Annotated in this window: 19 protein-coding genes; 17 read left to right on the top strand and 2 right to left on the bottom strand. The window is 40.0% G+C overall.

The genetic code is table 11. From position 1 onward, the window contains the following. Nucleotides 1-8 precede the first annotated feature (8 nt). Complete coding sequence (gene thiI / locus EFT72_RS05785; RefSeq protein WP_124065966.1) at nt 9-1,187, top strand: tRNA uracil 4-sulfurtransferase ThiI; 1,179 nt, start codon at nt 9-11, stop codon at nt 1,185-1,187. A 69-nt stretch (nt 1,188-1,256) separates the two neighbouring features. On the opposite strand, the gene EFT72_RS05780 is transcribed toward thiI, so the two are convergent. Beyond that, nucleotides 1,257-1,490 (bottom strand): HPr family phosphocarrier protein, encoded by a 234-nt coding sequence (locus EFT72_RS05780; protein ID WP_124065965.1) that lies wholly within the window; start codon nt 1,488-1,490, stop codon nt 1,257-1,259. 151 nt (nt 1,491-1,641) lie between these two features. On the opposite strand from EFT72_RS05780, the gene mtaB reads away from it, so the two are divergent. The 16 genes from mtaB (at nt 1,642) to EFT72_RS05695 (ending at nt 17,787) form a co-directional block, all read left to right on the top strand. Beyond that, on the top strand, nt 1,642-2,964 hold the full coding sequence (gene mtaB / locus EFT72_RS05775) for a tRNA (N(6)-L-threonylcarbamoyladenosine(37)-C(2))-methylthiotransferase MtaB (protein ID WP_124065964.1): 1,323 nt from the start codon (nt 1,642-1,644) through the stop codon (nt 2,962-2,964). Nucleotides 2,965-3,040: 76 nt separating this feature from the next. Further along, nucleotides 3,041-3,304, top strand: a complete 264-nt coding sequence (locus EFT72_RS05770; protein ID WP_124065963.1) for an IreB family regulatory phosphoprotein — start codon at nt 3,041-3,043, stop codon at nt 3,302-3,304. Nucleotides 3,305-3,581: 277 nt separating this feature from the next. Continuing rightward, nucleotides 3,582-4,049 carry a Holliday junction resolvase RuvX gene (gene ruvX / locus EFT72_RS05765; protein WP_124065962.1) on the top strand — a complete coding sequence of 156 codons (468 nt, stop codon included), beginning with the start codon at nt 3,582-3,584 and terminating at the stop codon, nt 4,047-4,049. Continuing rightward, on the top strand, nt 4,012-4,293 hold the full coding sequence (locus tag EFT72_RS05760; RefSeq protein WP_124065961.1) for a DUF1292 domain-containing protein: 282 nt from the start codon (nt 4,012-4,014) through the stop codon (nt 4,291-4,293). The genes ruvX and EFT72_RS05760 overlap by 38 nt, the downstream gene beginning before the upstream one ends. Nucleotides 4,294-4,317: 24 nt before the next feature. After that, entirely contained in the window at nt 4,318-4,803 is a 486-nt protein-coding gene (locus tag EFT72_RS05755; RefSeq protein ID WP_206426609.1) for a Fur family transcriptional regulator, read from the top strand. Continuing rightward, on the top strand, nt 4,800-6,467 hold the full coding sequence (locus EFT72_RS05750) for a ribonuclease J (protein WP_124065959.1): 1,668 nt from the start codon (nt 4,800-4,802) through the stop codon (nt 6,465-6,467). Before EFT72_RS05755 ends, EFT72_RS05750 begins: the two co-directional genes overlap by 4 nt. A 48-nt stretch (nt 6,468-6,515) precedes the next feature. Continuing rightward, nucleotides 6,516-6,911, top strand: coding sequence for an endolytic transglycosylase MltG (locus EFT72_RS05745; protein WP_124065958.1), 396 nt, complete (start codon nt 6,516-6,518; stop codon nt 6,909-6,911). After that, nucleotides 6,908-7,549, top strand: a complete 642-nt coding sequence (locus EFT72_RS05740; protein ID WP_124065957.1) for an O-methyltransferase — start codon at nt 6,908-6,910, stop codon at nt 7,547-7,549. The genes EFT72_RS05745 and EFT72_RS05740 overlap by 4 nt, the downstream gene beginning before the upstream one ends. Before the next feature lie 21 nt (nt 7,550-7,570). Beyond that, nucleotides 7,571-8,800, top strand: a complete 1,230-nt coding sequence (locus EFT72_RS05735; RefSeq protein ID WP_124065956.1) for a U32 family peptidase — start codon at nt 7,571-7,573, stop codon at nt 8,798-8,800. A 170-nt stretch (nt 8,801-8,970) separates the two neighbouring features. Then, nucleotides 8,971-9,795, top strand: coding sequence for a YdcF family protein (locus tag EFT72_RS05730; RefSeq protein ID WP_124065955.1), 825 nt, complete (start codon nt 8,971-8,973; stop codon nt 9,793-9,795). A 35-nt stretch (nt 9,796-9,830) separates the two neighbouring features. Further along, the gene (locus tag EFT72_RS05725) at nt 9,831-12,755 is read left to right on the top strand and encodes an insulinase family protein (protein WP_124065954.1); all 2,925 of its coding nucleotides are present in this window, start codon (nt 9,831-9,833) and stop codon (nt 12,753-12,755) included. Between the two features lie 17 nt (nt 12,756-12,772). Beyond that, nucleotides 12,773-13,678 carry a GTPase Era gene (era, locus tag EFT72_RS05720; protein WP_124065953.1) on the top strand — a complete coding sequence of 302 codons (906 nt, stop codon included), beginning with the start codon at nt 12,773-12,775 and terminating at the stop codon, nt 13,676-13,678. Nucleotides 13,679-13,692: 14 nt separating this feature from the next. Next, nucleotides 13,693-14,358, top strand: coding sequence for a DNA repair protein RecO (gene recO, locus EFT72_RS05715; RefSeq protein WP_124065952.1), 666 nt, complete (start codon nt 13,693-13,695; stop codon nt 14,356-14,358). A gap of 51 nt (nt 14,359-14,409) precedes the next feature. Beyond that, nucleotides 14,410-15,036 carry a hypothetical protein gene (locus EFT72_RS05710; RefSeq protein ID WP_124065951.1) on the top strand — a complete coding sequence of 209 codons (627 nt, stop codon included), beginning with the start codon at nt 14,410-14,412 and terminating at the stop codon, nt 15,034-15,036. Between the two features lie 14 nt (nt 15,037-15,050). Further along, nucleotides 15,051-16,439: a glycine--tRNA ligase gene (locus EFT72_RS05705; RefSeq protein WP_124065950.1), complete on the top strand. Its 1,389-nt coding sequence runs from the start codon at nt 15,051-15,053 to the stop codon at nt 16,437-16,439. Between the two features lie 331 nt (nt 16,440-16,770). Continuing rightward, nucleotides 16,771-17,787, top strand: a complete 1,017-nt coding sequence (locus EFT72_RS05695; protein ID WP_124065949.1) for a LacI family DNA-binding transcriptional regulator — start codon at nt 16,771-16,773, stop codon at nt 17,785-17,787. On the opposite strand, the gene EFT72_RS05690 is transcribed toward EFT72_RS05695, so the two are convergent. Continuing rightward, nucleotides 17,784-18,674, bottom strand: coding sequence for an AraC family transcriptional regulator (locus EFT72_RS05690; RefSeq protein ID WP_124065948.1), 891 nt, complete (start codon nt 18,672-18,674; stop codon nt 17,784-17,786). The two genes, EFT72_RS05695 and EFT72_RS05690, sit on opposite strands and share 4 nt — an antisense overlap. Nucleotides 18,675-18,688 lie beyond the last annotated feature (14 nt).

Genomic DNA, 18,688 nt, shown 5'->3' with positions numbered 1-18,688 from the left:
GATAACAGATGCAATATAAATCATTTTTAATTAAATACGCAGAGATTGGTGTAAAAGGGAAAAACCGTTATATTTTTGAGGATGCGCTGGTGAGACAGATAAGACATTCCTTAAAAAGAGTGGATGGTAATTTTGTTGTAGTCAAAGAATCAGGGAGAATTTATGCAACTGCAGGATCCGATTATGATTTTGACGAAGTAATAAAAGCATTAAAATGTATTTTTGGAATCGCAGCCATTTGCCCTATGGTACAGATTGAAGATCAGGGATATGAAGATCTAAAAAAACAAGTGATAACCTATGTGGATGAAGTGTATGAAGACAAAAACTTTACGTTTAAGGTAAACACCAGACGTGGAAACAAACAGTATCCTATCACCTCCGATCAAATCAATCGGGACTTGGGAGAAATAATTTTACACACGTATAAAGATACCAAGGTAGATGTTCATCATCCAGAAGTAATGCTTCATGTAGAAGTACGCAATAAGATTAATATATATTCCCAGATTATTCCAGGACCAGGCGGTATGCCAGTAGGAACCAACGGAAAAGCCATGCTTCTTTTGTCTGGTGGCATCGACAGCCCGGTGGCGGGTTATATGGTAGCCAAACGTGGAGTCAATCTTGACGCTGTTTATTTTCATGCACCGCCTTATACAAGCGAACGTGCAAAAGATAAAGTCGTTGATTTAGCAAAGCTGGTTTCTAAATATTCCGGTCCCATTCATCTGCATATTGTGAATTTTACAGACATTCAGTTATACATTTATGAAACATGTCCTCATGAGGAACTTACCATCATTATGAGAAGGTATATGATGCGAATTGCAGAACGATTATCTGCTGACAGCGGTGCGTTGGCGTTGGTAACTGGGGAAAGTATTGGACAAGTGGCCTCTCAGACGATGCAGTCACTTGCGGCAACAGATGCTTCTTGTGAGATGCCTGTTTTCCGTCCGGTAATCGGATTTGATAAGCAGGAAATTATTGGGGTATCAGAAAAAATTGGAACGTATGAGACTTCCATACTTCCCTTTGAAGACTGCTGCACGATATTTGTTGCAAAGCATCCGGTAACAAAACCAAGCATCAAGATGATTGTAAAATCCGAAGAGAAATTAAAGGAAAAGATCGACGATTTGATGGAAACTGCCATCAGTACGGTAGAAAAAGTTTGGTGTTAAAAAAACGGGGTCCAGCTTCTTGTAAGAAGGCCGGACCCCATTTTCAACATTGAAAAATTATGGTCTAGATTAATCTACAATGTATGGAGATAGAATGGTAACGATCTCTTCAACATTGCTTTCGGAATGGATATTTAAATCGATGGGTTTGGATAAATCCAGACTGAAAATACCCATAATGGACTTAGCATCAATGACATATCTACCGGAAACAAGATCAAAATCAGTATCAAATTTTGTTAGATCGTTTACAAAAGATTTTACTTTGTCAATAGAATTTAAAGATATACGAACTGTTTTCATGTGAAAAACCTCCTTGCGTGAGCTCTTTTATTAAATCAGGGTAAACGCCCCTTTTTCCCTTCAATATTACTGACAAATTGTATAAAAGTCAATGGTAATTTTACATGAAAATACTGAAAATAAACTGATTATTTAGATAGGAGAAAATAAAATGAGAAAGGCAGCCCTGCATAACCTTGGATGTAAGGTGAATTCATATGAAACAGAGGCGATGCAGCAGTTACTGGAAAAAGCTGGATATGAAATTGTTCCCTTTGCGGAAGGAGCCGATGTCTATATTATTAACACCTGTTCTGTAACTAATATTGCGGACCGCAAATCCAGACAAATGCTGCATCGTGCGAAAAAAATGAATCCAGATGCCGTTGTCGTAGCGGTTGGGTGTTACGTTCAGGCGGCTGGAGAAGAATTAAAAAAAGATGACGCTGTGGATCTTGTCATTGGAAATAATAAAAAGACAGAGCTGGTTTCTATCCTAGATGAATTTTTATCAGATAAAGCTGATTTATATGAGGAAACCATCATCGACATCGGAGCCACCAGAGAATATGAGAATCTATCCATAGAACGCATCGCAGACCATGCGAGAGCGTTTATCAAAGTACAAGATGGCTGCAACCAGTTTTGCAGTTATTGCATCATTCCATATACAAGAGGGCGTGTCAGAAGCAGAAAACTTAGAGAAGTGTTAGAAGAAGTCAGGCGATTGGCAGAACTTGGTTATCAGGAAGTGGTCTTGACTGGAATCCATTTAAGTTCTTACGGATTGGATCTTAAAGACAGCGAAGATGTGGGACTTTTGAGCTTGATATTAAAAGTACATGAAGTATCCGGGATAAAACGGATCCGTCTAGGTTCTTTGGAACCACGAATTGTGACAGAAACGTTTGCAAAAACACTGTCAGGTTTGGAAAAAATATGTCCTCATTTTCACCTGTCTTTGCAGAGTGGGTGCGATACCACTTTAAAACGGATGAATCGTCGGTATACGGTTGATGAGTATTTAAAAGGCTGTGAGATTTTAAGAAATACGTTTCCAAATCCAGCAATTACTACAGATGTGATTGTAGGATTTCCGGGAGAAACAGAAGAAGAGTTTGCAGTTACCAGGGAATACTTAAAAAAGATCCATTTTTATGAGATGCACGTATTTAAATATTCCAAAAGAAATGGAACCAAAGCATCTCAGATGCCAGATCAGATTAAAGAGACCGTGAAAACAAAACGGAGCAGTGATCTTTTATTGCTAGAGGAGAAGATGTCTTTTGAATACCGGAAGTCACTGATTGGCAGTGAGGCTGAGGTTTTAATGGAAGAAGAGTATGAGCGAGACGGGATTCGTTATATGATTGGTTATACCAGAGAATATGTAAAAGCAGTGGTTCCGTTTGAGAAAGAGTTAAAGGGGACCATTATAACAGGAAAGCTAACCAAAATGCTGGATGATCAGATCTTATTTTTGCATCATTCGTGACAAAATTAATTTTTATCTTGCCGAAACTGCAATTATGGTTTAGAATATAGTAGAACAGTAAAAGGACGTGAGAAACATGGGTGATATTCATAACACACAATTTTTCAAAGCAGTGCAGGAAAATAAGTTAAACGTAAGCCAGGTACTGGAACAGGTTTATATTGCCCTAACAGAAAAGGGATATAATCCGATTAACCAGATCGTAGGCTATATCATGTCAGGGGACCCTACCTACATTACCAGTCATAAGAATGCCAGAAGTCTTATTATGAAAGTAGAGCGGGACGAGATTTTGGAAGAACTTATGCGCGTATATATTGGCACTAAGTTTATGGAATAAGATAAATCGTTATAAAACAGGTGCTCATTGTATTGTTTCCCAGGCACAGTGACAAATAATTATGGACAAGAGGGAAACGTGATGTACCAGTAGTTTACAAGGGATTCCTGTATAAGAAGCACAGCTGTCAGATGAAGTGGAGAAGACGGAGTCTGGCAGTTAATTTTTATCTTTTTATATGTTAGTCCCATCACAAAAAGCACAAATGGACTCTTACTTGAGTTGGCTGTGGACCAGCTTTGTTTTGTTGCATAATTTTAACATGGAGAATAAGAATATGAGAATCATGGGACTTGATTACGGTTCAAAAACGGTAGGCGTAGCAGTTTCTGACTTACTGGGTATAACGGCTCAGGGTGTGGAGACAATTACGAGAGAAGAAGAAAATAAATTGAGAAAAACATGTGCTCGGATTGAAGAATTGATCCGTGAATATGAGATTGAAACGATTGTTTTGGGTTATCCTAAGAATATGAATAATACAGAGGGTGACCGTGCACAAAAAACGTTACTGTTTAAAGATATGCTCATTCGACGTACCGGTCTTTCGGTAATACTTTGGGATGAGAGACTGACGACTGCTGCCTCTGAAAGAATTTTAAAGGAGAGCGGTGTAAGACGAGAAAATCGGAAAGCGGTTATTGATAAAGTAGCAGCAGGGCTTATCCTTCAGGGATATTTGGACCGTTTGATGATAGGAGATAAGAATGATGAATCAGGAAAAAATCATTACACTGACAACTGATTCAGGTGAAAATCTGGATTTTTATGTTCTGGAAGAGACCAGAATAAATAATAGGAGTTATCTGCTGGTAACAGATTCAGCAGAAGAAGAGCAAGAAGGTGAATGTTACATCTTAAAGGATTTATCATCGCAAAGTGAAGAAGAAGCTTTGTATGAGTTCGTAGAAGATGATAACGAGATAGATTATTTATATAAAATATTTTCCGAACTGCTTGACGGAGCGGACGTGGATATCGAGAAATGATGGAGATGATTTGAGGGACTGTTTATGGAACAGGAAAAATTTAAACATATACTTCGAACGAAAGGACTCAAGGTGACCAACCAGCGTATGCTTATCTTGAATCTCATGGCAAAGCACCCCGGAGAACATCTGACGGCAGAAGAACTTTATGATCTGGCTAAGCAGGAGTGTCCGGAGATCGGGCTTGCCACGATATATAGAACAGTGCAGGTACTGGTGGATTTATCAGTGATTGATAAAGTTCGCTTTAATGATGGATTTGCTCGCTATGAACTAGGGGGCTTAACACGTGAGTCTGGACACCATCACCACCACGCGATATGCAGCCGATGCGGGAAAGTATACTCCTTTCGAGGGGATCTTTTGGATACACTAGAGCAGGCGCTTTATGACCGGGAAGGATTTATTGTAACCGATCATGAAGTAAAGCTCTACGGGTATTGCAGGGAATGCAGGGAAGCAACGAAAAGAGGACAGGACGGAAACGACAAAATGGAGGTAAAAGATTGAAGAAACAAGACATTAACGCAAAAGTAAAGATCATTCCTTTAGGAGGAATGGAGCAGATTGGTATGAATATCACTGCCATTGAATATGAGGACAGCATCATTGTGGTGGACTGCGGACTGGCATTCCCTACCGATGATATGCTTGGAATTGATCTGGTAATACCAGATGTTTCCTATTTGAAACAAAATATAAGTAAGGTAAAAGGATTTGTCATTACGCATGGCCATGAGGATCATATTGGTGCTCTTCCTTATATCTTAAAAGAAATCAACGTGCCTGTATATGGAACGAAACTTACCATAGGACTAATTGATAACAAATTAAAAGAGCATAATCTGTTAAAGAATACCAAACGAAAAGTGATCCGTCACGGCCAATCCATTAATTTAGGATGTTTTCGGATTGAATTTATAAAGACAAACCACAGCATTGCAGATGCGTCTGCACTTGCGATCTTCTCCCCTGCCGGTGTGATTCTTCACACAGGAGATTTTAAAATTGACTATACGCCAGTTTTTGGAGAGCCTGCGGATTTGGAGCGCTTTGCTGAATTAGGGAAAAAAGGTGTGCTGGCACTTCTGTGTGATAGCACCAATGCCATTAGACCGGGATTTACTCCGTCAGAGAAAACCGTAGGAAAGACCTTTGATAATATTTTTGCAGATCATAAAAATAATCGAATTTTTGTTGCTACGTTTGCATCCAATGTAGACCGGGTGCAGCAGGTCATTAATTCTGCTTCTAAGTATGGTAGAAAAGTAGTAGTAGAAGGACGAAGCATGGTCAATGTAATCGGTACGGCCAGTGAACTGGGGTATATCAGTATTCCCGAGGGAACTTTAATCGATATTGACCAGCTGAAAAATTATCCCGATGAACAAACCGTACTTATTACCACAGGAAGTCAGGGAGAATCTATGGCAGCTCTTTCCCGTATGGCTGGAAGTACCCATAAAAAAGTATCCATCAAACCGAATGATGTAGTAATATTAAGCTCCAGTCCGATTCCAGGGAATGAAAAAGCAGTTTCCAAGGTAATCAATGAACTTTCTATGAAAGGGGCCGAGGTAATCTGCGAGGATACCCATGTATCCGGTCATGCTTGTCAGGAAGAGATCAAGCTTATGTATGCACTAGTTCGTCCTAAATATGCGATTCCAGTCCATGGAGAGTATCGCCATTTGATGGCACAGAAGAGCCTGGTAAAAGCCATGGGTTATTCAAATGAGAATATCATCATCATGTCATCTGGAGATGTAGTAGAATTAGGACAAGAATCCTGGGGAATTGTAAACCATGTACAGTCAGGTGGAATATTGGTAGATGGTCTTGGAGTCGGAGATGTAGGTAACATTGTGTTACGAGACAGACAGAATCTGGCGCAGAACGGAATTATCGTTGTTGTCTTAACGTTAGAGAAATACTCCAATCAGCTTTTGGCAGGTCCGGATATTGTATCCAGAGGATTTGTATATGTAAGAGAGTCAGAGGATTTAATGGAAGAAGCCAGAGCCATTGTAAGTGATGCAGTACAGGATTGTCTAGAACGGAAGATCAATGACTGGGGCAAGATCAAAAACATTGTACGGGACAGCTTAAGCGATTTCCTTTGGAAACGTATGAAGCGGAATCCGATGATTCTGCCGATTATCATGGAAGTATAAACAGAACTAAGATAACCGTACCTTTAAGGCGAAAGGAATGGAAGATTTATGAGCCGGACAACGAGAGAGATAAACCGAATCACAGGGGCAGTCATTGCTATTTCCATTAGACTTATTGTACTTGCACTGGTCGTTCTGCTTTTGTACCAGGGAGTTACAAAAGGATATGCGTTCGGCCATGAAATATTTTATGCCTCTTCTGTGGCGGAAAAACCGGGCACAGATAAAGAGGTTGCAGTGGAGGAAAATGATTCTGCCTTACAGGTAGCAAGACAGTTAAAAGACAGTGGACTGATTACCAATGAATACTCTTTTATCATTCAGGCAAAATTTTTTGATTATAAAGTGAACCCAGGAGCCTATACCATCAACACTTCCATGACCTCTAGAGAGATACTTCAGATGATGAACGAGAATACCGGAGAGAAGGAAGAGGAAAAATGATAGGGAATCAAAGGATCACAGATTATATAAAATCATTAGAGCCGGACCGTAGTTCTCTTCTTACTGAAATTGGTTTGAAAGCAAGAAAGGAAGGCGTTCCAGTTATAAAAGAAGAAACGGCTGCTTTTTTACAAACCATGACGGCAGCTATGCAGCCACATGCTATACTCGAGATTGGAACCGCGGTGGGGTACTCTACGCTTTTGATGGCAGGAATCATGCCGGTGGACTGTCACATCTCAACCATAGAAAAATATGAAAAAAGGATTCCTGAGGCGAAAAGAAATTTTGAAAGAGCTGGGGAGTCAGAACGTATTACCTTATATGAGGGAGATGCAGAGGCGATATTAAAGGGGCTTAAAGGCCCCTTTGATCTTGTCTTTTTAGATGCAGCCAAAGGTCAGTATTTAATCTGGCTGCCACAAATCATTAAACTGTTAAGACCAGGTGGAATGCTGATTTCCGACAATGTTCTGCAAGATGGGGATATTGTCGAGTCTCGCTATGCGGTGGAACGTCGAAATCGAACCATACATGCACGAATGCGAGAATATTTACACGAACTAAAACATAGAAAAGAACTAACAACCACCATCGTTCCCATAGGAGATGGGGTGACTGTTAGTATTTTAAATTAGAGCATACGAGAGAGGAGTTTTATGAGAGAGACTGAACTTTTGATTCCGGCAGGCAGCCTTGAAGTATTAAAAACCGCAGTTATTTACGGCGCTGATGCGGTCTATATCGGAGGCGAAGCTTTTGGCCTACGTGCAAAGGCGAAGAATTTCACAAAAGAAGAAATAGAGGAAGGAATTGCATTTGCCCATGAAAATGGAGTAAAAGTCTACATCACTGCCAATATATTGGCTCATAATGATGATCTTCCTGGTGTGGAACTATATTTTAAAGAACTGAATGAAGTAAAACCCGATGCAATCATTATATCCGATCCAGGCGTGTTTGCCATAGCGAAGCGGATTCTGCCAGAGATGGAAATCCATATCAGTACGCAGGCAAATAATACCAACTATGGGACCTATTTATTCTGGCATCAGCTTGGGGCAAAGCGGGTTGTTTCAGCCAGAGAGCTGTCCCTTGCTGAAATTAAAGAGATCCGAGAGAAGATTCCGGAAGATATGGACATAGAAAGCTTTATTCACGGAGCCATGTGCATCTCATATTCTGGACGTTGCCTTTTAAGTAATTACATGGTGGGCAGAGATGCCAATCAGGGAGCCTGTACTCATCCTTGCCGCTGGAAATATTCCATTGTAGAAGAAACACGTCCAGGTGAGTATATGCCAGTTTATGAAAATGAACGTGGGACTTATATCTTTAATTCCAAGGATTTATGCATGATTGAGCATATACCGGAGTTGATGGATGCGGGAATTGACAGTCTTAAGATAGAGGGGCGGATGAAGACCGCTCTTTATGTGGCAACTGTGGCAAGAACTTATCGCAAAGCAATTGACGATTTTAAGAAAGATCCGGCACTATATCAGGAGAATTTAGACTGGTATCGTTCAGAAATCGGTAAGTGCACATATCGAGAGTTTACGACAGGTTTTTATTTTGGGAAGCCTGATTCAACGACACAGATTTATAATAATAACACTTATGTTAAAAACTATACCTACTTAGGTACCATTGAATCCATGGATCCCAGGGGATTTGCTAAAATACAACAGAAAAACAAATTTTCCATTGGTGAAACCATAGAAGTCATGAAGCCGAATGGGCTTAACCTAAAGGCAGTTGTAAAAGCGATCTATAATGAGGATGGAGAAATGCAGGAAAGCGCACCGCATTCCAAACAGATTCTTTTTATCGACCTAGATGTGGAGATGGAAGCATATGACATTCTCCGTAGAAGTGAGATGGAGTAAGACTTTAAAGACTTACTAGGAAGCAAACCGGATTCCCTAATTTGTGGAACCGGTTTGCTTTTTATCTGGTTTTGGTATCAGTTGTAGAATCTACGTTCTTGTGGTATGCTATAAAGGTATGATGCCCAGAATTTACCTGGGATTAGAACGTGAAGATCGGAGGCTTTTGAATGATGTGGATCTTATGGCTTACCGCTGTTATATGTGTGATCTACTACACAATAATTGCTATTTATTCCGGAATTACCACGTCTTTTTCTTTATTCTGGCTGGTTACTGCCTTAGCATGTGTTTTATTGGCCTTGGGTTTTAATGGATATGAAAAACACAAAGATAAGGTGCCGCTGTGGATTCCAGTATCCGTTGTAACTGTATGTTGCACTGGAATTCTTATATTTACAGTCGTTGAGATTTTGATTTTTACTGGAGTTGCTGCCAGAGACACATCAAACCTTGATTACGTGATTGTCTTAGGCGCCAGAGTAAACGAAAATGGGATTAGTAAATCACTGAAAAAACGGTTGGACAGGGCCATTTTATATTTGGATGAAAATCCGGGTACCATATTGGTATTATCCGGTGCCAAGGGAGAAGATGAACCAGTTAGTGAAGCAGAGGCAATGCAGGAGTATTTGATTTACAATGGAATAAAGAAGGAACAGTTCATACGAGAGGAACGATCATACAGTACCGTAGAAAATATTGCCTATAGCCGGGTCGCGATTGAAGAGGACCAGGCGAAGAAGAAAGAATACAGTCAGAATAAACCGACTATTAAGGTTCCTGGGGCTTTTGTAGAGGTACCAGATAAGCCAATTAAAATTGGAATATTGACCAGTGACTTCCATGTGTTTCGTGCACAGCAGATCGCAAAAAAATGGGGGATTCCAGATAGTTATGGAATATCGAGTGGTTCCGATCCCATACTTTTTGTACACTTTTGCGTTCGAGAGTGTGTTGCTATATTAAAAGACAAATTAGTGGGCAATATGTAATTAATACAGTAAATAGCAGGAGGAAAAATGATAGAATGAATCAATTGAAAAATCTCACATCCTATGAAATGGTAGAAGAAAAAGAAATAAAAGAGATCCATGGCACCGGTTATGTTCTTCGTCACAAAAAAAGTGGTGCCAGAATCTTTTTGGTATCCTGTGAGGATGAGAACAAGGTGTTTTCCATCGGTTTTCGGACGCCACCTGAGGACAGCACTGGAGTCGCTCATATCCTGGAGCATAGTGTTCTATGTGGTTCCGATAAATTCCCAGTTAAGGATCCATTTGTAGAACTGGTGAAAGGGTCTTTGAATACGTTTTTAAATGCGATGACATATCCAGATAAAACTGTTTATCCCATAGCAAGCTGTAACGAAAAGGATTTCCAGAATCTTATGAATGTCTATATGGATGCCGTATTCCATCCCAATATTTACAAAGAACCAAAGATTTTTATGCAGGAAGGCTGGCACTATGAGCTTGAGAGTATGGAGTCAGATATGATCTATAATGGAGTGGTATACAATGAAATGAAAGGTGCCTTTTCTTCTCCAGATGAAGTGATGGACCGCTATTCCAGAAAGATTCTTTTTCCAGAAAACAGTTATGGACAGGAATCCGGTGGAGATCCCAATTTTATTCCTGATTTAACATATGAAGAGTTTCTTGAATTTCACAAAAGATATTATCATCCGTCAAACAGCTATCTCTATCTTTATGGAGATATGGATATGGTGGAGAAGCTTACCTGGCTGGATCAAGAGTATCTAAGCCATTACGAGGCGACTCAAATAGATTCCAGAATCGAAAGACAGAAACCATTTGAAAGCCCGGTAGAAGAGGAGACCTATTATTCTATTACAGAAGGAGAAAGTGAAGACAATGCCACCTATCTTTCCATTCATACCGTTGTTGACTCAAGCTTAGATCCCAAATTGTATGTGGCGTTCCAAATCTTAGAATACACGTTGTTGGATGCACCAGGTGCTCCATTAAAACAGGCACTCATAGATGCAGGAATCGGTCAGGATATACTGGGAGGGTATAACAACGGCATATTGCAGCCTTATTTTTCTATTGTAGCCAAGAATGCAAACAGGGAGCAAAAAGGAGAATTTCTTGCAGTTGTAAAAGGTACCCTCAGGAAACTGGTTGATGAAGGGATCAACAAAAAGAGTCTGAGAGCTGGTATGAATTATTATGAGTTTCGTTATCGGGAAGCGGATTATGGTTCTGCACCAAAGGGCCTGATGTATGGACTGCAGTGTATGGACAGTTGGCTTTATGATGGGGATCCTATGATGTATCTGGAATATCAGGAAACCTTTGATTATCTAAAAAAAGTAGTAGAAGATGGCTACTTTGAACAGCTCATCCGAGAAAATCTTTTGGATAATCCATTCGAGGTTGTTTTAGTCGTTCGTCCCAGTAAGAATTTAGCAGCCAAAGAAGAGGCAAAGACTGCAGAAAAACTAGCAGACTATAAAGCTTCTTTATCAAAAGAGGAACTGGCTCAGTTGGTTCAGCAGACAAAGGATTTAAAATCATATCAGGAAACTCCATCGGAGCAGAAAGAGTTAGAGAAAATCCCTATGCTTTCCAGAGAAGATATCAGCCGGGAACCGGAAGAAATAATCTGGGAGGAAAAAGAAGCACACGGTGTGAAGGTAATTCATCATGAGATGTTTAGTTCCGGAATTGGATATTTAAAAGTACTGTTTGATACTTCGGTGCTTCCCATAGAGGATTTACCCTATGTCGGATTTTTAAAATCGTTGATGGGTTACGTAAATACAGAAAACTTCTCATACGGAGACTTAACCAGTGAGATTCATTTAAACAGTGGTGGAGTCAGCTTTAGTGTTACTTCATACCCGGATTTAAGAGAGAATGGTCAATTTAAAGGATATTTCATGGCGAGTGCCAGAGTTCTCTATGAGAAACTTGATTTTGGATTTTCTATCATAGGAGAAATTCTTACCCGCTCACTTCTTGACGATGAGAAACGGGTCGGAGAAGTGATTAGTGAAACCCGGTCCAGGGCAAGAATGAAATTAGAAAATTCCTGCCATTCTGCAGCAGTCACCCGTGCTACGTCCTACTATTCGGAGACCGCCTACTATAATGATTTAACAGGCGGTATTGGATACTATCAATTTTTAGAAGAACTGGAAAAAGAGTATCCTACCCATAAAAAAGAGATCATTGAACGATTAAAATCAATTGTAAAACAGTTGTTTACCACCAATAATATGCTGGTTAGCTATACTTCTGACCAGGATGGATATCAATATTTGCCAGGGGCAATGAAGAAACTGATTGATTTGCTTCCAGCTGGAACGTCTACCCGTTATCCATTTACACGAAAAAAAGACAACTTAAACGAAGGATTTATCACGTCATCTAAAGTCAATTATGTGGCAAGGTGCGGAAGTTATGGAGAGAGCGGATTTGAATATACCGGGGCATTAAAGATCCTGAAAGTAATATTAAGCTATGATTATCTTTGGATTAATTTACGTGTCAAAGGTGGAGCCTACGGCTGTATGAGCGGATTTGGCCGTTCTGGAGAAAGCTACTTTGTATCTTATCGGGACCCGAATTTAAAAGAATCAAACCGAATCTATGAGGGAGTGATTGATTATTTAAAACAGTTCAACATCGAAGATCGGGACATGACAAAATATGTCATTGGAACCATTAGCGATATGGATGTTCCATTCAATCCTTCGACCAAAGGGAATCGGGGACTTTCCGCTTATCTTTCCGGTGTAGACTCAAAGATGATGAAAAAGGAACGGGAAGAAGTATTAAATGCCACACAAGAAGATATCCGGAATCTGTCTGGAATTGTAAAAGCAATGCTTAATACAGGAAGTTTCTGTGTCATCGGCAATGAAGAGAAAATTAGAGCGGAACAAGAACTGTTTAATGAGATTAAACACCTATTCCACTCATAGAACAAAGGAGAATTTACATGGAAAACAAATACAAATCGGGGTTTGTAACTCTGATTGGACGTCCAAACGTAGGAAAGTCCACCCTCATGAATCATCTGATCGGTCAAAAGATTGCAATCACATCGGACAAACCGCAGACAACAAGAAATCGAATCCAGACCGTTTTCACAGATGAGAGAGGGCAGATCATATTCTTAGATACGCCGGGAATTCACAAGGCAAAAAACAAGCTTGGTGAATATATGGTCAATGTGGCAGAACGTACGTTAAAAGAGGTGGATGTGATTCTTTGGCTGGTTGAACCTACCACCTACATTGGTGCAGGGGAACAGCACATTGCGGAGCAGTTAAGACAGGTGAAAACACCAGTGATACTAGTCATCAATAAGATTGATACGATAAAGAATCAAGAAGAAATCTTGACCTTCATGAATGCATATAAAGATGTTTGTTCCTTTACAGAAATCGTACCCGTTTCTGCGTTAAAAGAAAAGAATACGGATCTAATGTTAGAACTGATTTACAAATATCTTCCAGATGGTCCCCAGTATTATGATGAAGATACCGTGACGGATCAGCCAATGCGTCAGATCACTTCAGAGCTGATTCGGGAGAAAGCACTTCGTCTTTTAAAAGACGAGATCCCCCATGGCATTGCAGTGACCATAGAAACAATGAAAGAGCGAAAGAACGGGATTACAGACATTGAGGCAACCATTGTCTGTGAACGCGAATCCCATAAGGGAATTGTAATCGGTAAGGCTGGCGCCATGTTAAAGAAGATTGGAACCTCAGCACGAAGAGAGATTGAAGATCTTTTAGATACTAAAGTGAATCTGCAGCTTTGGGTAAAAGTGCGGAAAGAATGGCGTGACAGTGACCTGTATATGAAGAATTATGGATATAACCAGAGGGATATCTAAGACGGTGATGGAAATTGAGGGATGTTGAAAAACTGACGGGAATGGTAATAAAAGTTTCTCCAGTAGGAGAAATGGATAAACGCCTTGTGATTTTAACGAAAGAAAGAGGAAAGATCACAGCGTTTGCCAGAGGGGCGAGAAGACCGGGAAATCTTTTAATGGCTGTGGGAAGACCCTTTGCCTTTGGAGTGTTTACACTTTACGAAGGCAGGGATTCCTACACATTAAAATCAGCGGAGATAACTAATTATTTTGAAGAACTGTCTTTGGATATGGTAGGATCCTGTTATGGTATGTATTTCCTTGAGCTGACGGATTACTATGCCAGAGAAAATATGGATGGAACTGGTTTGCTTAAGTTATTGTATCAGTCAATCAGGGCTTTGTTAAAACCGGCATTAAAGAATGAATTGGTTCAGAGGGTGTTTGAATTAAAGGCAATGGTACTAAACGGAGAATATACACAAGATCCCCCTCGTCCTGTCAGTGATTCTGCAAACTATACCTGGGAATATGTTATTGCTTCTCCTATGGAGCATTTATATACCTTTACATTGACGGATGAAGTACTGTTTGAGTTTGCCCGTTGTGTGGAAGTGAATATGAAACGGTATGTGGATCGGGAATTTCATTCTCTTGTGATTTTAGGTACAATGATGGGAAGTAAAGGATTGAAATGAGTGGCAGTATTTGGTATAATGTTCTCCGGATTCAAGGCAGGAGGAAAAAAGATGAGAAAAAGAAAAGCGGTTCTGGCGGTTTGTCTGGGAGCTGTATTTTTAACTGGCTGTCTGGGCATAGGTGGAAGCAGTGCATTGAAAACAGATAGCAGTAGAATTTACGTGACGGATGAGAGCGGATTTCAGACCGCTACGGTAAAGCCCTATGAAGTAAAGGAATATTATAATCTGGATGAATTGAAATCATATTTAAATAAGGCAGTCGGTGCATTCAATGAAACCTATGGGCAAAATGGTGTAACACTTCAATCATGTACCATGGAGAAGGGGATAGCCAGTGCGATATTTGCTTATGGATCCGGAGAGGCTCTTTGTGATTTTACAGCAAAAAATAATGATAATGAGAATCATGTGGATTCCATTGCTATAGTGCCCCTGTCTCAGGTAATCGGAGAAAGCGAATCCGAGGGAGTGACTTTTATAAAGGCCGATGGAAAAGCAGCAGATAAAAAAGCATTATTGAACAAGAGCGATTGCAATACAGTTGTGGTTACGGGGAATAAACCGGTGACCATACAAACACAAAAAAGGCTTTTGTTTGTTTCTGATAATGTGGTAGTGAAAGATCAACATACGGTAGAGATAACACAGGGAAAAAGCTACATTATATATAAATAAGAGAGGTTAAGTATATGGAAAAGACAATGGAAAAGATTGTAGGACTGGCGAAATCAAGAGGATTTGTATACCCGGGATCTGAAATATACGGAGGACTGGCAAATACCTGGGATTACGGTAATTTGGGAGTGGAACTGAAAAACAATGTAAAAAAAGCCTGGTGGCAGAAGTTTGTTCAAGAAAACCCTTATAATGTAGGGGTCGATTGTGCGATTTTGATGAATTCTCAGACCTGGATTGCTTCTGGTCATCTTGGAGGGTTTTCCGATCCTCTTATGGATTGTAAATCATGTAAGGAACGGTTTCGTGCGGATAAGATAATTGAGGATTACATGAGTGAACACAATATGACCATTGAAGGGTCTGTTGATGCATGGTCACAGGAAGAGATGAAATCTTTTATTGACGAAAAGAACATTTGCTGCCCGAGCTGTGGCAAGCATGATTTTACCGATATCCGTCAGTTTAACTTAATGTTTAAAACATTCCAGGGAGTAACCGAGGATGCAAAGAATACAGTATACCTAAGACCGGAGACTGCTCAGGGAATTTTTGTAAACTTTAAGAATGTACAGAGAACCTCTAGGAAGAAAATACCATTTGGCATTGGTCAGATTGGGAAATCATTCCGAAACGAGATTACACCAGGTAACTTTACTTTCCGTACCAGAGAGTTTGAACAGATGGAACTTGAATTTTTCTGTGAACCGGATACAGATCTTGAATGGTTCTCTTACTGGAGAGAAACCTGCGTTAACTGGTTAAAAAGTCTTGGAATCAAAGAGGATGAGATGCGGGTTAGAGATCACGAAAAAGAGGAACTTTCTTTTTACAGCAAAGCTACGTCTGATATCGAATTCTTATTCCCATTTGGCTGGGGAGAATTATGGGGAATTGCGGACAGGACAGATTATGATTTGACCCAACACCAGAATACATCTGGGCAGGATCTTACTTATTTTGATGATGAGAAAAAAGAACGTTATATTCCTTACGTAATTGAGCCTTCTCTGGGGGCAGACCGTGTGACACTTGCGTTCCTTTGTGCGGCTTATGATGAAGAAGAGATTGCAGAGGGTGATATTCGTACAGTTCTTCATTTCCATCCAGCAATTGCACCTGTTAAAATTGGTATCCTACCTCTTTCCAAGAAGTTAAACGAAGGTGCAGAGAAGGTATTTGGAGAAATGTGTAAATATTATAACTGTGAATTTGATGACAGAGGAAACATCGGAAAACGCTATCGGAGACAGGATGAGATCGGAACTCCGTTCTGTATTACTTACGATTTTGATTCAGAGGAAGATCATGCAGTAACAGTTCGTGATCGCGATACAATGGAACAGGTGAGGGTTCCAATTACAGAACTTAGAAGTTATTTTGAGGATAAATTTTGTTTCTAAGGTAAAAAAGGAATGCTTTTGTAAGGGATTGATTTGGAGGTAAGGCATGATTTTAGAACGTTTAAAAGATATGAGTCATTTCACCCATCAGGAGCAGGCCGTAGCTGCATATATTCTGGATAATTTGGAAACAATCCTTCTGGTGGTATAAAGATGTGATTGCTACAAATGGAGATTGTTTGTAGAGATAGGAAGGCTGTTTCTCTGACGTACGAATGGCAGAGAAGCAGCTTTTTTGGATAAAAAATGGGATGATTTTTTATTAAGTTTACATTGACAAAATATTTAAGTTAAAATATACTTATATTAACTTAAATTACAGGGGGATATTATGTCGAAAACGGTCACATTGTCTGATATTGCTAAAAAAGTTGGTGTCAGTACTGTTACAGTATCCAAAGCGCTGTCTGATAAAACAGGAGTCAGTGAGGATATGAGAAAGAAAATTAAAGGAGTTGCGTTCGAGATTGGATACCAGATGGCTTCCCCGGTCAAGAAAAAACTTGCTGGTGGGACGGGCAATCTGGGGATTTTAATACCTGCTGGTTTTTTAGATACGGTAAATTCCTTTTATTGGAATATCTATCAGTTTGTAGTGACTTCCGCATCAAAGCGGGGGTATTATTGCATTCTTGAGATCGTCAGCCAGGAAGAAGAAATGGGATTAAGTATGCCTAAAATGATTCTAGACGGTAAAGTAGACGGAGCCATTCTCATAGGCCAGACGGATAAAGCTTACTCGGATTTTTTATGGAACAATCAGGTGGTACCTGTTATTTATATGGACTTTTATGAAGCGAATGAGGAATATGATACTGTAATATCCGATGGGTTTTATGGCATGTATCTGTTAACGGATTATCTCATTAAAAACGGGCATGAACGGATTGCGTTTGTGGGAACTCCCTTGTCCACCAGCAGCATTACCGACCGATATTTTGGCTATATGAAGGCTCTTTTAGAACATCATATTGCATTTAGACAGGACTGGGTGATTCATGATAGAAATTTATCGGAGGGGCACAAGGCCTTTTTACGTATTTCTTTGCCAGAGGAAATGCCCACAGCTTTTGCATGCAGCAGTGATTATACGGCTGATGTGCTGATGAATGGATTGGAGGAGGCTGGCTACCGGATACCAGAGGATATTTCGGTTGTGGGGTTTGACAATTGTGAATGGGATAAGGTGGTTAAGGTTCCTATCACAACATATGATGTCAAAAAAGACCGGTTGGCTGAGCTGGCTGTCAAAAATTTGGTTCGAAAAATAAGAAAAGAACCTTTTGACAGGGGAATCCAGATTGTAGCAGGCAGACTGGTGAAGAAGAAAAGCGTAGCAGGACGTTAGGATTGTAAAGAGCTTCTATAATTAGCTGGAGTCGTTCCCGCATATTTCCGAAAGAGGCGGATAAAGTGAGTGGTATTGTCGATGCCCACTAATCGTCCGGCTTCATATACGGTTATGGCAGGATCTTGCAGCAGCTTTTTCGATTCTTCAATTCTGCGTCGATTTAAATACTGCAAAGGCGGTAGCTCATATAAATTATGAAATTCTCTGGACAGCCGGTATCTGCTGATTCCCAGAATCATCTCAAATTGAGTGAGACTCTGGGGAGAGGCATACTGGGTGTCCATTATTTTTTTCATTTTTCTTAAATATGGGGGAGCAAAATCATCTCTGTATGCGGAGGGGGTTAGTATCGCAGCGGTCAGGATTTCCGTAAGAAGCCGATGATTATTAAATAAAAGATCTCTGTTTAAAGTGAAAGGTTCTGCCGTCAGACGGCTAAAAAGAGAAATGATGTATGGGCATTGGGGAATTGTGGTGATGCTTCCGTATTTTATAGTAAATTGTTTATAGAAAAATAGGCATTGCGTTTTATACAAAAACAGCTGATAAAAATCCCAGCTGTTTTTTTCCGCATAAATTTTGTGCTTTTTTTCGCAGTCTACGAAAAGAAAAGTTCCGGGAAGCAGACAATATTTTTTTTGTCCCACTTCATACATTCCGCTGCCTTTTATCGTATAAAGGATGCAAAAAAAAGGAAGATCCATGATTTCGTAACGGTATGGATAACAGCTTTTTATGTACCCGGCGGCAGTAAGAGAGAGCAGGCATTCTGGTTCGTCAGGCTGAAGCGGATAAGTGGTTGGGAGAAATTGACTAACGGTCAAAGCAGAAGTTAGTTTATCACCACTTAATAATTTGGCTAAAAAAATATTTTGAAAGTTCAATTCGTACCTCGACT

The sequence above is a fragment of the Clostridium sp. E02 genome (assembly GCF_003833015.1).
In the GTDB taxonomy this organism is placed as follows: Bacteria; Bacillota; Clostridia; order Lachnospirales; family Lachnospiraceae; genus Lacrimispora.
The sequence above is the reverse complement of the archived record's forward strand: the minus strand, read 5'-3'. Positions and strand labels throughout refer to the sequence as shown.